This is a genomic window from Sphingobium sp. Leaf26 (assembly GCF_001421665.1).
Classification (GTDB): Bacteria; Pseudomonadota; Alphaproteobacteria; order Sphingomonadales; family Sphingomonadaceae; genus Sphingobium.
Genome location: NZ_LMKV01000028.1, coordinates 218,584 through 231,829 on the forward strand (window position 1 = coordinate 218,584; position 13,246 = coordinate 231,829).

Annotated in this window: 10 protein-coding genes; 6 read left to right on the top strand and 4 right to left on the bottom strand. The window is 59.9% G+C overall.

All coding sequences use genetic code 11. The features are described 5' to 3' along the window. Positions 1-2: 2 nt before the first annotated feature. From ASE85_RS16805 to ASE85_RS16815, 3 genes are all read right to left on the bottom strand, one after another. Positions 3-2,438 (bottom strand): TonB-dependent receptor, encoded by a 2,436-nt coding sequence (locus tag ASE85_RS16805; protein WP_082462879.1) that lies wholly within the window; start codon positions 2,436-2,438, stop codon positions 3-5. 224 nt (positions 2,439-2,662) lie between these two features. Beyond that, positions 2,663-4,081 carry a glutathione-disulfide reductase gene (gorA, locus tag ASE85_RS16810; protein ID WP_082462880.1) on the bottom strand — a complete coding sequence of 473 codons (1,419 nt, stop codon included), beginning with the start codon at positions 4,079-4,081 and terminating at the stop codon, positions 2,663-2,665. A gap of 321 nt (positions 4,082-4,402) precedes the next feature. Further along, positions 4,403-5,119 carry a GntR family transcriptional regulator gene (locus ASE85_RS16815; protein WP_056690946.1) on the bottom strand — a complete coding sequence of 239 codons (717 nt, stop codon included), beginning with the start codon at positions 5,117-5,119 and terminating at the stop codon, positions 4,403-4,405. Positions 5,120-5,243: 124 nt separating this feature from the next. Between ASE85_RS16815 and mhpA the strand changes: the two genes are divergently transcribed. The 4 genes from mhpA to ASE85_RS16840 all read left to right on the top strand — a co-directional run bounded on the left by mhpA (position 5,244) and on the right by ASE85_RS16840 (position 9,371). After that, positions 5,244-6,749 (top strand): bifunctional 3-(3-hydroxy-phenyl)propionate/3-hydroxycinnamic acid hydroxylase MhpA, encoded by a 1,506-nt coding sequence (mhpA, locus tag ASE85_RS16825; protein WP_162237474.1) that lies wholly within the window; start codon positions 5,244-5,246, stop codon positions 6,747-6,749. Continuing rightward, entirely contained in the window at positions 6,746-7,426 is a 681-nt protein-coding gene (locus ASE85_RS16830) for a glutathione S-transferase family protein (RefSeq protein WP_235523587.1), read from the top strand. Before mhpA ends, ASE85_RS16830 begins: the two co-directional genes overlap by 4 nt. 30 nt (positions 7,427-7,456) lie before the next feature. Beyond that, positions 7,457-8,314, top strand: a complete 858-nt coding sequence (locus ASE85_RS16835) for a fumarylacetoacetate hydrolase family protein (RefSeq protein ID WP_056691312.1) — start codon at positions 7,457-7,459, stop codon at positions 8,312-8,314. Between the two features lie 346 nt (positions 8,315-8,660). Then, positions 8,661-9,371, top strand: a complete 711-nt coding sequence (locus ASE85_RS16840) for a helix-turn-helix transcriptional regulator (protein WP_082462882.1) — start codon at positions 8,661-8,663, stop codon at positions 9,369-9,371. Positions 9,372-9,887: 516 nt separating this feature from the next. Here ASE85_RS16840 and ASE85_RS16845 read toward each other — a convergent pair. Beyond that, on the bottom strand, positions 9,888-10,403 hold the full coding sequence (locus tag ASE85_RS16845) for a MarR family winged helix-turn-helix transcriptional regulator (RefSeq protein WP_056690954.1): 516 nt from the start codon (positions 10,401-10,403) through the stop codon (positions 9,888-9,890). A 697-nt stretch (positions 10,404-11,100) separates the two neighbouring features. Here ASE85_RS16845 and ASE85_RS16850 point away from each other — a divergent pair. Both ASE85_RS16850 and ASE85_RS16855 read left to right on the top strand, forming a co-directional pair. Beyond that, positions 11,101-12,405: an MFS transporter gene (locus ASE85_RS16850; protein WP_056690957.1), complete on the top strand. Its 1,305-nt coding sequence runs from the start codon at positions 11,101-11,103 to the stop codon at positions 12,403-12,405. 78 nt (positions 12,406-12,483) lie between these two features. After that, positions 12,484-13,176 carry a cysteine hydrolase family protein gene (locus ASE85_RS16855; protein ID WP_056690960.1) on the top strand — a complete coding sequence of 231 codons (693 nt, stop codon included), beginning with the start codon at positions 12,484-12,486 and terminating at the stop codon, positions 13,174-13,176. The last annotated feature ends 70 nt before the right edge of the window (positions 13,177-13,246 follow it).

Genomic DNA, 13,246 nt, shown 5'->3' on the forward strand with positions numbered 1-13,246 from the left:
ATTTAGAAGCGATGGCGCACGACGAGTTGCCATTCGCGCGGTCGGCCGGGTTGGCCCAGCGCGGTGCCGCTCGCTGCCACCGTCTCGAACTTGTTGAGATAATAATATTTGTTGAAGAGGTTGCTGACGGCGAGACTGACATCGATGTCCCGCTCAGGTGACTTCCAGGTGAGCTGGGCATTGGCCAGTGTATAGTCGGAAATGGAATTGAATTCGCTCGAGACCGACCCAGTATAGATATCGTCCTGGAACAGCACGTCGAACCGCGGGGTCAGGGAACCGTGGTCGCCAAGGTCGAATTCATATTGGACGCCAATGTTCCACTTCCACTTCGGCATGAATTCGCGCCGGGAGTCGAGCGTAATGCCGCCGCTGGCCGCGGCTGCGCTGATGGAGGTATATTTGAAATCGAGATAGCTGAGCGAGGCATCGATATCGAGGCCGGCCAGCGGCTTAATCCGCGTTTCGATTTCGAAGCCCTTGAGATCCGCTGTGCCGCCATTCGCGATCACATAGGCCGGTGCCGTGCCTGCCGACGGATTATAGGTTGGCGAGAAAGGATTCTCATCGATCGGAATGTTCGGATTGACGTAGGGATTGCGGTTCTGAATCAGAATATTTCGATATTTGTTCAGGAATACCGATGCGTTCAAGGTCAATGCCCGGTCGAACAACTCGGACTTGACCCCGAGTTCGTAGGCATCGAGGGCTTCAGGGTCGAACGATACGACCTGGTTGCTGTAGAAGGGGCGAGGATTAATGCCACCGCTACGGAACCCGGTCGACCATTGCGCATAGACCATGACGTCGTCGTTCAGATGATAATCCGCGTTGATCTTGTAATCCACGCGCTTGTTCTTGGCCTCGCCGGTGACACCATCAATCGCTGCGAGTGCGGGCGGTGGCGCACCGGTTGCCGGGTCTTCCCGATTGAATGTATAGGTCTTGCGTTCATTGGAATAGCGGATGCCCGCCGTGACGTTGAGACGATCGGTCACATGGAGGGTTCCATGGGCAAACACCGACTGGCTGCGGGAATGGGCAGGGTCGTACAGGAGCGTGTCGAAGTTGCTGGGGAAAAACACACGCCCGCCCGTGATGTCCCGCGATTTGAAGTAAAACCCACCCACGGTCCATTCGAGATGCCGGTCGAAACTGGCACCGGACAGACGCAATTCCTGGCTGAACTGCCGATGCCGGAAGTCATTGCTGACCAACTGCATACCAAAAGGTGTTTCATCGGCATCATTGTTAAAGATGCCGTGATATTCACGATAGGCTGTAATCGACTTCAGGGACAAGCCATCGGTGATCGTCCAGTCGACCACGCCCGACAGACCCCAGTCGACCAGATCGTTGTTGCGCTGAAGCGAAATACCACCGGCCGGGAGCGTTAGCACTTGGCCCGTGCGCGTGACATAGTTGCCGCCGGAATTGTCGTATGTCGCGTAATTGCGGTAGGTGCCTGCAGTGACAAACCGCGAATCGAAGGGGGTACCGCTCAAGAAGGAGCGACCGCGACTCTCGATGTGGGTCACAACCGAAGCCGCTGGCTCCGACTTGTCGTTGCTGACGTCGCCTGTCAACGTGACCGATACATCACTCGACGGCGTCCAGCGCAGCGAACCACGCAAGCCGTAATATTCCTGGCCACCCTCGCTGCCGATCTTGCAGCTCTTGGACGTGCGAACCGAGGGCACGCCCGATCCGGGATTGAGGCAGCCATAGTCGTAGCTCGTGACATAGCCATCGCTGTAGCGTGCAACGCCGGCGAGCCTAACGGCCAGCTTGTCCTCGATGATCGGCAGGTTGAGGCTGCCACGAATGCCCTTGCGGTCGAAGCTGCCCAGATTGGCTTCGATCGAGCCGCTCATCTCGTTGTCGGGCTTGCGCGAGAACAGCTTCAGCGATCCGCCAATAGAATTCTTTCCCGCCAGGGTACCTTGCGGTCCGCGCAGGATCTCGATGCGATCGACATCGACCAAGTCGAACACCGAACCGAACACCGTCGAGTAATAAACGTCATCGATATAGACGCCTACGCCAGGTTCGAGGGCGAAGTTCGTGTCGGCCTGCCCGATGCCGCGGATGAAGATCTGAGTGGCCGGACCATAAGCCGAGCCCGCGGGCTTAATCACGACGTTCGGCGCCTGCTCGCCGATGTCGCTGAGCTTGTTCAAATTGCGCGCCTGCAGCAACTGCGCATCGAGCGCCGTAATGGCAAGCGGCGTATCCTGCAGCTTCTGACTGCGGAATTGGGCGGTCACGATGATTTCGCTGTTGGTCACTGGCGCTTGTGCACGCCCGCTCGCGGCGTCGGTCTGCGCCTGGGTTGTCTGCTTCTGGCTGGCTTGCGCGAGTGCCGGCTGGGCAATCACCGTAGAGGCCAATAACGCAATTCGCGTGACGTGATGGTTCCGAAGCTTTGCACGCAACATCTTATCCTCCCTCTATGCCCCAGGCTTTGCCTGGCGATTATCAATCAAGAACTGCGATATAAAAGATGATTCGGCTTTAGGTCAAATTTAATCGATAATTTCCGTGATAGTGCTGGAAAGAGGATGACCACTCACGGTAGCGACCTGCCATGATGGTCGACCAAGGATGGCAAAAGCACCCGATCTGGGATCCGACGGACGACAGCATCACGGCGTCGGCGACCTTATCTGAGCAGCACAAGTTCCTCGGCCATGCTCGGATGGAGTGCCATGGTGGCGTCGAAATCGCGTTTCGTGAGGCCGGCTTTCACCGCGATCGCCGCGGCCTGCAGGATCTCGGGCGCATCGGGGCCGATCATATGGAGACCCAGCACCCTGTCGCTCGTCCCATCCACCACCATCTTGTACAGCGCCCGCTCCGTCCGTCCGGTCAGGGTATTTTTCATGGGTCTGAAGTCACTACGGAATATCTTGATGACAGGGTGGATCAGGCGGGCGGCAGCCTCGGTCAATCCAACCGACGCAAGGGGCGGCTGGCTGAAACAGGCGCTGGGGATCGCTTCATAATCGACAGGCGCTTTGTGGTCGCCGAAGAACGCATCGGCAAAAGCCTGTCCTTCGCGAATGGCAACCGGCGTGAGTTGAACGCGGTTGGTGACGTCGCCGACGGCAAAGATGCTTTTGCAGGTCGTGGCACCGTACTCGCCCACGATGATGGCGCCCGCCGCGTCAGTGGCAACGCCTGCGGTTTCGAGACCGAGCCCGCCGGTATAGGGCTGTCGTCCCATCGCGTAGACGAGGCGGTCGCATCGGACGGCCTCGCCTTTTGAAAGTCCAATCAGCAGCGACCCATCGGGTTGGCGTTCGACGCTGCGAAGGTCGGTGCCGGTTCTAAAGCTTATGCCCTTGTCAGCGCTTGCCTGTACGAGACGATCGACCAGTTCCTGGTCATAGCCCCTGAGCATTGTCTCTGACCGGACGACGACTGAGACGGAGGAACCAAGGGCATTGAACAGGCCTGCAAACTCCTGTGCGATATATCCACCCCCCAGGATCACGACGCGTCGAGGCAGTTCAGCCAGGCCAAAGACCTCATTGGACGTGATGCCCAGGTCAGCGCCAGGCAGCGCATCGACCGTTGGCATGATCGGCCAGGCTCCCACGGCAAGAAGTATCCGGCGGGCGGTCATGGTCCGGCCATTGGCCAGTTGCACGATATGCGGGCCTGCCAGGCGAGCCCGTTCCAGATGGATCGAGACATTATGTTTGCGCAGGGTCGCCTCGTATAGGCCGTTGAGACGGCTGACCTCGGCCTGTACGTTGTCCCGCAGGATCTGCCAGTCGAACTGTCGGGCAGGCAGATGCCACCCCAGCGATTCCGCGCCGGCAAGATCTTCGGCGAAACTCGCTCCATACAGGAGGAGCTTCTTGGGTACGCAGCCGCGGATCACGCACGTCCCGCCAACACGATGCTCTTCTGCCAGTCCGACGCGCGCGCCGTGGGCAGCCGCGACCCTTGCCGCACGTACCCCTCCCGAGCCGGCGCCTATGACGAAAAGATCGTAGTCAAATCGCTCCCCGTCCTTGGTCAGTCCGTCTTGCGCACCCAAGGATTTTTCAACGCCTGCTTCACCTGCTGTCATGCCCGCTTACACCTGCACACCGGACGTGCTGCCCGGTCAGTTCGAAGGAACCACGCCTCCAAGGTCATGCGCCGACCAAGGCAGCGTGGATGCGATGCTGGCGCTTGGCATCAGGTTTGGGCTTGACGGCAGTCCCGCCGGTCGGTTGGTCGACCGGACCACACGCTCTGCGCCGCGATCGCGAAGGGCGCAGGACGGCAGTCGCCCTGCACGACCAGCCGCTTAACAAAGGCGCACCGCAACGGAGTTCCGCAAGCCGCTTTACCATATCAAGCGGCAACGCCACGGCGCATAAACGATAAATTTTGATTAAGTCAAATTTTATCGATAATTACTACCAGGGAGTCCTTGCTCTTCAAATAGTCGGTCGACCAGGGCCGCCGTTCGGCGCACATGGGTTTGGCAAAGTTCAAGCACATCATTGGTCCGGCGATTGATCGCGGCGTCCGCCATTTCTGCATGTTCGTTCGACGTCGGGCGATGCGGCGCTTCACGGTTTTGCTGGGCAAGCAGCCGGTAGCGCTCGGAAAAATCGAAGAGAGTGTCCATGAAATCCACCAATGGAGGTGAGCCGGCCGCTGCAATGATCGAACGATGAAAGTCTCGATGTGCCATCCTCGCTGCCGGATTTAGCCGCGCAGGGTCGCCCACCAGCCACTGGGCGCGATTGAGCCGGTGGAGACAGATGACGATATTCTCCTCCCACTGGGTATCGCCTTGTTCAAGCGATCGGGGGATCAAGATGCCGTATAAGGAGCAACGGGCGTCGGTCAGCTCATGCAAATCCTCTTGCGACACTGGAGCAACGACGAAGCCTCGCTGATCGAATTGCACGACCAGCTTTTCCATCGAGAGACGGTTCAGTGCCTCTCGAATCGGTGATGTTCCCAGATCATAGCGCTGCTTGAGCTGTTCGATGCGCAATTTCTCACCGGGAGCCAGAGCTCCGGTGACGATCTCGTCGCGGATTTGCTCGTAGATCGAGGACGCAAGCGTTGCCCTTCCGTTTGCCTCGTCACCCAGATTCCGCCGGCCCATTGTCACTCCTTATAGATTTTGGCCGTTCTGCCACATTTTCCGTTGCTGCGCGAAAAATTTTGAATTAATCGATAATATGATTCAACAATAAAAGTTGTCGATAAACGAGATGGAAGGGGGCATAGTGGCAATCCAGCCAAAATCCTATGATGTCTGCATTGCCGGATTTGGTCCGGTAGGCGCAGTTCTGGCAGCACTGCTCGGCGCGCAAGGGCGATCGGTCGTTGTCCTGGAGCGCGATCAGGGCCCCTTCCCCCTCCCGCGCGCAGCGCACATCGATGGCGAAACCATGCGCACGTTCCAAGCACTTGGGATTGTCGAAGATGTCGAGCCCCATGTGCGGCCCGCCCCCGCCTATCAGTTCGTGAGTGCGAATGCAGACATATTGATCGACGTTCCGGCTGGTGAAGTGGGTGCGGACGGATGGTTCACCCATTATATGATCTACCAGCCAGGCATCGAAAAGGCCCTGCGCCAACGCTGCGCTGCGCTGCCTAATGTCGAGTTGCGGCTTGGCTCCCGCCTGTCTGGCCTGATGGATGACGGCGACGGCGTGACCGTGACCTACAATGGTCCCGGCGGCGCCGAAGAGAGCTTGCATGCAGCACTGCTGGTCGGTTGCGATGGTGCTTCCAGCTTGGTGCGTTCGCTCGTCAACATCGAGCTGGACGATTATGGGTTCGACGAGCCCTGGCTGGTGCTTGACGTGGCGGTCGATGACGACAGCCGTGTCCCGGCGCAATGCTACCAATATTGCGATCCTCGTCGGCCTGTGACCTACACCCCCATGGGACCAGGACGCAATCGCTGGGAATTCATGATCCTTCCTCACGAAACACCCGAGGCAATGATGGAGGAGGCGGCGGTCGCTCGGCTGCTGGCCCCATGGGGCGGCCTCGATGGCCTTCACGTCGAGCGCCGTGCCGTCTATCATTTTCACGGGTTGATTGCCCGCGAATGGCGCAGAGGGCGGGTTCTACTCGCTGGTGATTCCGCGCATCAGATGCCGCCTTTCGCGGGGCAGGGGATGTGCTCAGGCATCCGCGACGCCGCCAACCTGGCTTGGAAGATTGCCGCGGCCCTTAATGGGGGTCCATTCGACATCTTGCTCGAAAGCTATGAGCAGGAGCGCGCACCGCATGCCCGCGGGATCGTGGAGATGGCAATTGCTGCAGGGCGGGCCGTCTGCACGCTGGACTTTGATGCGGCGCGGGCGCGCGACGAACGCGCACGGCAGGATCGACTGAACGGCGTCGCACCGCCCGCCTTGCAGTTGCCTCCGCTTGGAAAGAGCCCCCTCCTTGGCAGTGGTCATTCGGCCGGCCAGCATTTCCCCCAGTTCATTGGTCCCGACGGTAGCCGCCTCGATGATGTCCTGGGCCAAGGGCCATGGCTGATCGAACATCGCGGCACCGGCGAACCGAAAGTCTGCGTGGGCCAGATCGGCATCGATCACCCGGCGCTCGCGCCGTTCGCAGACGACTTGAGCGCATGGTTCGACCAAAACAGGGCGTCGGGCGCGGTACTCGTGCGGCCCGACCGCGTCATTTTCGACACTGGTACGCCGGGGGCGTTGTGGTCCGCCTGGACCGAGCGTGTCGAATCCCCCGCCCGACATGAGGTATCATGATGATTGAATTCTACACCGCCTCGACCCCAAATGGCTGGAAGGTCGCCATCACCCTTGAGGAACTCGCGCTACCTTACGAGGTCCACGCGCTCGATCTATCGGCGAACGACCAGAAGCAACCGGACTATCTGCGCATCAACCCCAACGGTCGCATTCCCGCCATCGTGGATGTAGATGCCGAAGGGGGACCGTTCGCTGTTTTCGAATCCGGCGCGATCCTCATGTACCTTGCGCATAAGGCGGGGCGCCTCCTGCCCTTGGACGCACGAGGGCAATCCGAAGCGCTGCAATGGGTCATGTTCCAGGCTTCGGGGCTGGGACCCATGATGGGCCAGGCGGGGGTGTTCCTGCGCTACGCGAAGGAGAAGATTCCCTTTGCGATCGACCGGTACCAACGCGAGACACGGCGCCTGCTGGAGGTTCTCGACCGTCGCCTGGCGAGCCGCGAATGGCTGGTGGGCGACGCCTATTCGGTTGCGGATATCGCACATTGGAGCTGGGCCCATACCCATGGCTTCGTCGGCGTCGAAGCACAGGGGCTCGATCATTTCGCGGCGTGGCTAGCGCGCGTCGCGGCGCGTCCGGCGGTCCAACGTGGCCTGTCCGTGCCCAAGCGTATCGATCTCAATACGATCGACGAGGCAGAAATCGAGCGCCGGCGGGGCAACCTCGCCTGATCTTACCTTAATCTTGAAATGGAAAATGCCATGAAACTTGCACGATTTACAGCCAACGGGACAACGCGTATCGGGAAGGTGGTCGATGACCAGATCGTGGACCTGTCGCAGGTGCCCGGCGTAACCGGCTCGATGCGCCAACTTCTCGAGGACCTGCCTCGCCTTCGTGATAGTTTGGAGAGGGCCACCGATCCCGCGCTGCCGTTGGCCTCGGTTCGCCTTGAAGCACCGATCGCCGACCCGCAGAAGTTCCTTGCCATCGGCATGAACTACAAGGCCCATGCGGAGGAGGCGGCAGCCGCCGGAATTTCCACGCCCAAAAGCCAGCTTTGGTTCAACAAGCAGGTAAGCTGCATTGCCGGTCCGAGCGACGCCATCGTCCGGCCTCAAGTCTCGGACAAGCTCGACTATGAAGCCGAGCTGGCCTATGTGATCGGCAAGCGTTGCCGCCATGTCGATGCCAAGGATGCGCTTGACGTGGTTGCGGGATATATGGTCGCGAACGATGTTTCGGTACGTGACTGGCAGCATCGTTCGCCGACCTACACGTTGGGCAAGTCGTTCGACACCCATGGTCCGATTGGGCCTTGGATCACGACTGCGGATGAAGTCGCCGATGCGCAGGATCTGTCGATACGCCTGACTGTCGATGGGGTGGAGCGCCAACAAGCGCGCACGAATGATCTTATCTACGGTATCGCCGAGCAGATCGCTTATCTGACAACGGTCATGACCCTTTACCCGGGCGACGTCATCGCGACCGGCACGCCATCGGGCGTGGCCGCGGTCGATGAAAATTGGTTGAAGCCAGGGCAGGTCGTGCGGGTCGAGATCGAAAAGCTCGGGGCTATCGAAAACACGGTCGAGGCAGAGGTCGTCGCTGCATAGTTCGGTGCAGGTTTGATGACCGCCGCGATCGTACGGCTGGCGGCTTCGTAAAGTTGCGCTTGGTCAGGTCCGTAGCGTCGTCTCTCGTCGCTGTACGACGGGACCAGGACAAGTGCAGCTTTACCACCGCCCGCTTGCCGGTTCCAGTGCCTCGGGGGACGGCGCCGGGACCGGCAAAAGTCAGTTATTCGCTGCGAATGCACGTTGGTAAGAGAATTGGGTTACCTGAGCCGACGCCGCAGCGACCATAGTCGCGAGCGTCCCGATGTCACTTCCGGTCGACATGACGAGGTCCTTCATCGACGCTGTACGAGCGGTCGATACGGTCGGTGGTCTACAGTCACTCATGAGCGAAGTGGCGACTGTCATGGGGTGCCGCTACTATGCGCTGGTTCATCATGACCGGTTGCCCGATCACTATGACCCGCGCCTCATACGATATCCCCCAGCCGTGATCGACTATCTCAGCGGCCGTCAGGCGTGCCGGCGCGATCCTGTCCTGCGCGGATGCATCTTTGCGGATTCGGCCTTCTTATGGTCGGAGCTCGGTTCCATCATCACCCTCGACGGTAAGGATCGCGCCGCTTTCGCATTCGGTGCCAGCGAGGGCCTGAATGAAGGGATCACGGTTCCCTGTTCCCGTCTGGGCGAGAGCCTGGGCTCATGCACCTTTGCCGGCATACGGCGGGCCGAAGATGCCCATCGGCTGCTGGGCGCAGTCCAGATGATCGGTGTATTTGCGTTTCAGGCGGCCCGGCGCGTGCTGGGCTACCCTCAACGCCTCGTGATGCCCCCTGCGCGATTGCATCCTCGTCCGAGGGATTGTGTGGTGCTGGCTGGGCGCGGCTATTCCAACAAGGAGATCGCTCGCTGCCTGCATCTCGCACCGCGTACGGTCGATGGTTATCTCACGGAGGCGCGCCGCCTTTTCGATGCGCACGATCGAACGGAACTGGTCGTCAGCGCCGTCCTGGCAGGCGAGGTGGGGCTCCATGAGTTGAGGCGCGATCGTTCCGGGTTCCCGCCTCCCAGGGCACGGAAGCCTGGCCAAGAATGAGCCCCACACTACCGTCTTTGACAAGAGGCGTGCGCGTCACGCGGCGAATGGCATGGTATCCGACCAAGACCATCGCACCCTCGTTTAGTCTGAGCGCGCGCGGGACCTGTGGCCTGATCACCGACAGGCAAGCCGGTAGTGCGGGCACGCCGGCAGCCCATGCAGATCCATGATGGCCATGACCGGACGGGGCACCGATGCGCTTGAGCGTAAGAAACGGTAACGTAACAGCGCGAAGCGGGTGTGGCCCGCTCGATCCCAACCGCCCAGGCACTGTCCTGCGCGAAGGCAGCAGGCGTAAGTTCACGCCGACAGCTATGCATCTCGTGGGATCGAGAAGCGGATCAAAGCGAGCTGTCCATCCACCTTGTCGAGGATTGCGGTTACCGCGCTGCGCTTGCAGCGGCCAGCCCAGCCTGCGACAACGAGCCCTGCTGACGGATATCTCCCTGGATCGGACATTTGAAAGAGCCGGCGGCATCGCTCCTCACAATTCTGGCCCTTTTCCGAGGTCCCTCAACCCATGTTGTAGCTGTTACGCACGCCAAGCAGCTTGCTGAGCAAGCGAAGGAGAGTCAGGCGTTCCTCGTCGTCGAGCGCGACCAGGATTTTCGACTGCAATTGTTCAAGGACAATCAACTGCCCTTCGGCAATTTCCTTGCCAAGCGGGGTGGCGGTCACGAGGTAGCCACGCCGTGAGCGGCTGCTGCGGGATCGGGTTATATAGCCTATGGCCTCCAGCTTACCGATCACGACCCCTGCGGTCGCGCGGTCGTAGCCAACGATCTGGGCCAACTCGGCCTGCTCCAAATCCGGTATGAGAGTGGCCACGGTAAGAACGACGAATTGGGCGCGCGTGAGTTTGGTTCCGCCTGTATCGATCTCGAATTCCTGGGTGATGCGCTGCTCCAGGCGTCGGGTGAGATAACCAATCGAGTTGTAGATCGGCATCATGCGGCGGCGCACCACATCCTCCCTGACGGGCGGACCGGCAGTCTGCAGATTGGCTGTGGCGTCCTTCTTTTTCCCCATATTCTCTTCCCGTCGTGACCAATCTAAGTGGAGAGCCCGAGGGCTTCTATGCGCCGGTGAACCCATAGTGCAATGCTGCAGCACGCCGGCCGCACCGAAGCATGGCCCTGAATGCCATGGTGACGTGGATGAAGACAGCCCTTGGCGCTGTCATTCATTTACGGTGCGTTAAGCGCGATGTGCTTGGGCACTCTTGCATCTACCGTCATTCCCATTAATATGAATACATACTATGAGAATTTTGCGGGCGCGTGGAAGCCCTCTTGAAAGACAGGGGAGGATGTTATCGCTTGCTTTGCAGCGAACAACGTAAGGGATGCCGGCAAACCGGCGTTGGCTTTCCATAGAAAGTCCAGAGCATTGAAATGGCCTGGGTTCCCGCGCCTTCTGTGGTGACCTTGGTCCACAGCCCTTCCACGCCAAGCATGAACTTGGATGACTGGTCAGCATCTCCCGGGGACAAAGGCGCAAGAGCGACGCGTGCCACGGAACGGTGGACCAGCATCACCCCAAGCCAGCCACTTCATGCTCACGGTCGGTGTCATTGCCAATGCGATGACAGAAGAGAAAGCATGGAATGGACCATCCGCGGTCAGACCAGTCTCACCGCAAACTATATGGAATATTAGCGTCGCCTTTCCTGCGGCATGCTCGCCGCACTTCGCCAACTTCAAGCCCAAGCCCGTGGGAGAGAAAAATGCGCCAGCCTGCCGCGATATCTGGAGAGACGATCCGACCGGTCTTTTATGGCTGGAGGGTCGTCGCGGTCCTCTGGCTCCTTTTGTTCGTCAACCTGGGCTTTACGACCTACGGGTCAGGGATCCTTAATACCGCCATGGCGGAGTCGATGTTGTTCGATGGCAGGAGCCTAGGACTCTCCTTTTCCGCCTTTTTGCTCTTCCTGGGACTTCCCGCCCCGTTGGTCGCCTGGTGCATCGGACGCCTGGGCCTGCGGTCGGTCATCCTTATCGGCACGGCCCTAGTTTTTACAGGTGCACTGAGCATGGCAACGATCGTTAAGACGCCGATTGGGTCGGCCCTGGCCTTCGGGGTCATTCTAGGGTCAGGTGTTGCGTTCGGCGGGACATTGGTAGGACAGGTGGCGATCGGCCGATGGTTCGTCAGGCGCCGCGCCCTCGCGCTCTCCATCATGTTCTCAGCCAATGGTGTAGGGGGACTTGTCGCAGCACCTTTGCTGAACCACGCGGTCGAGGAAATGGGTGGTTGGCGGTCGGGCTGGCAAATTCTCGCTGCATCCAGTCTTGTCGTTGGGGTTATCGCCGCGATCGTGATGCGCGAATCTCCGGCACAACTGGGACAGGCTCCCGATGGGGATCCCGCCGGTGTTGCGCTGCCGGCGGCGCGCGTCCACATCACCAACCATCAATTTACCGCCGGCCAGGCCATCCGGACATTCAGTTTCTGGATGATTGGGGTGGCCTCGATCACGAACTGCGCCGCCCTGTCCCTGGTTTTGTCCCATGGCGTGGCAAGCCTGCGAAGTCTGGGCCATAGCAGTTACGAAGCCGCGCTGGGGGTATCGCTGCTTTCCGCCAGCACGCTGGTCGGCAAGATGCTGCTCGGTGCAATGGGGGACAGGGTTGAACCGCGCAAGCTGTGGATGTTGGCGAGCCTTTTGATGGTCGGGGGGCTGAGCGCGATGCCTTATGCGTCCTCTACGGTCGGGCTGGTCGCCTATGCCATCATGTTCGGACTGGGTTTTGGTGGGGCTATCGTCCTGCAAAGTGCCGTCCTCCTCAATCATTTCGGCGTCAAGGCGTTCGCTCCGCTGATCGCGCTCATCCTCCTGCTTCAGACGTTGGTAGGTGCTCTCGTTCCCGTAGCCGCCGGTCATTTTGAAACGATCCTTGGCGGATACACGCTTGTGTTCTGGGCCACCGCATTGCTGGCAGCTATTGCGGTTCCCGCGCTCGGCTTCGCCAAGCCTTCCCGTGCGCCTGACAGCGTCGGCGGCGCTTCGCCGGCTTTGAGCGAAGCCTAGATTAAGATCGTTTTGTCGCACTGTCTGGCGGACGCCTGGCGCATACGATGCGCGTGAGCAGCAAGAAGAGGAGAGATAATGCACAAGGTCCGCTTGAGCGCTGCTGTCGAGGCACGTTTGCTCGATCGAGGCGAAGGGCGCCTGTTTCGCTTCGAGCGAATTGATGCCCGGCGAACGGCGCATATCGTCATAGACCTGCAAAACGGCTTCCTCGCGCCTGGGGCCCTCCTGGAAATCCCTGAAGCACGCGATATCATTCCCAATGTGAACGCCATCAGCGCGACCGTCCGCGAGAATGGTGCGCTCAATGTCTTCATTCGCTTCGCCACCTCCTTCACCGACGTGCGCGAGTGGTCGACCTTCTACGAGACCTTCCCCAATGGTGCGGGAGCTGCGCACCGGGAAGCGTTCGCACCCGGCGCGATGCCCTGGAGATTATGGCCAGCTCTCGACGTCGTTGAGCCAATCGACACCATCGTCGACAAACGGCGCTTTAGTGCATTTGTACCCGGCACCTGTGATCTCGACGGCATCCTGCGTACCCGTGGGATAGATACACTCATCGTGACCGGAACGCTTACCAATTGCTGTTGCGAGGCCACGGCGCGGGATGCCATGCAGAGGAACTACCGCGTCATCGTTGCGAGCGATGCGACCGCCGCCATGAGCGATGCGGAGCATAATGCCAGCCTGGATTCGATGCGCGACGTGTTCGCAGATGTTCGATCGACAGCAGATATCATCACGCTGCTCGAGGGAGGATCAGTTTAGGATCGACAGTGTAGGTGGAGAAGCGAAGGCCTGGGCATTGGTCATCGATAAAGGATGCTTCGACCGGCGA

Bases quoted from the DNA above. Each gene is read 5' to 3' on its own strand.
- gorA (WP_082462880.1), bottom strand. From the start codon at position 4,081: ATGACAGCAGGTGAAGCAGGCGTTGAAAAATCCTTGGGTGCGCAAGAC.
- ASE85_RS16855 (WP_056690960.1), top strand. From the start codon at position 12,484: ATGCACAAGGTCCGCTTGAGCGCTGCTGTCGAGGCACGTTTGCTCGAT.
- ASE85_RS16835 (WP_056691312.1), top strand. From the start codon at position 7,457: ATGAAACTTGCACGATTTACAGCCAACGGGACAACGCGTATCGGGAAG.
- ASE85_RS16805 (WP_082462879.1), bottom strand. From the start codon at position 2,438: ATGTTGCGTGCAAAGCTTCGGAACCATCACGTCACGCGAATTGCGTTA.
- ASE85_RS16815 (WP_056690946.1), bottom strand. From the start codon at position 5,119: ATGGGCCGGCGGAATCTGGGTGACGAGGCAAACGGAAGGGCAACGCTT.
- ASE85_RS16830 (WP_235523587.1), top strand. From the start codon at position 6,746: ATGATGATTGAATTCTACACCGCCTCGACCCCAAATGGCTGGAAGGTC.
- ASE85_RS16840 (WP_082462882.1), top strand. From the start codon at position 8,661: ATGAGCGAAGTGGCGACTGTCATGGGGTGCCGCTACTATGCGCTGGTT.
- ASE85_RS16845 (WP_056690954.1), bottom strand. From the start codon at position 10,403: ATGGGGAAAAAGAAGGACGCCACAGCCAATCTGCAGACTGCCGGTCCG.
- ASE85_RS16850 (WP_056690957.1), top strand. From the start codon at position 11,101: ATGCGCCAGCCTGCCGCGATATCTGGAGAGACGATCCGACCGGTCTTT.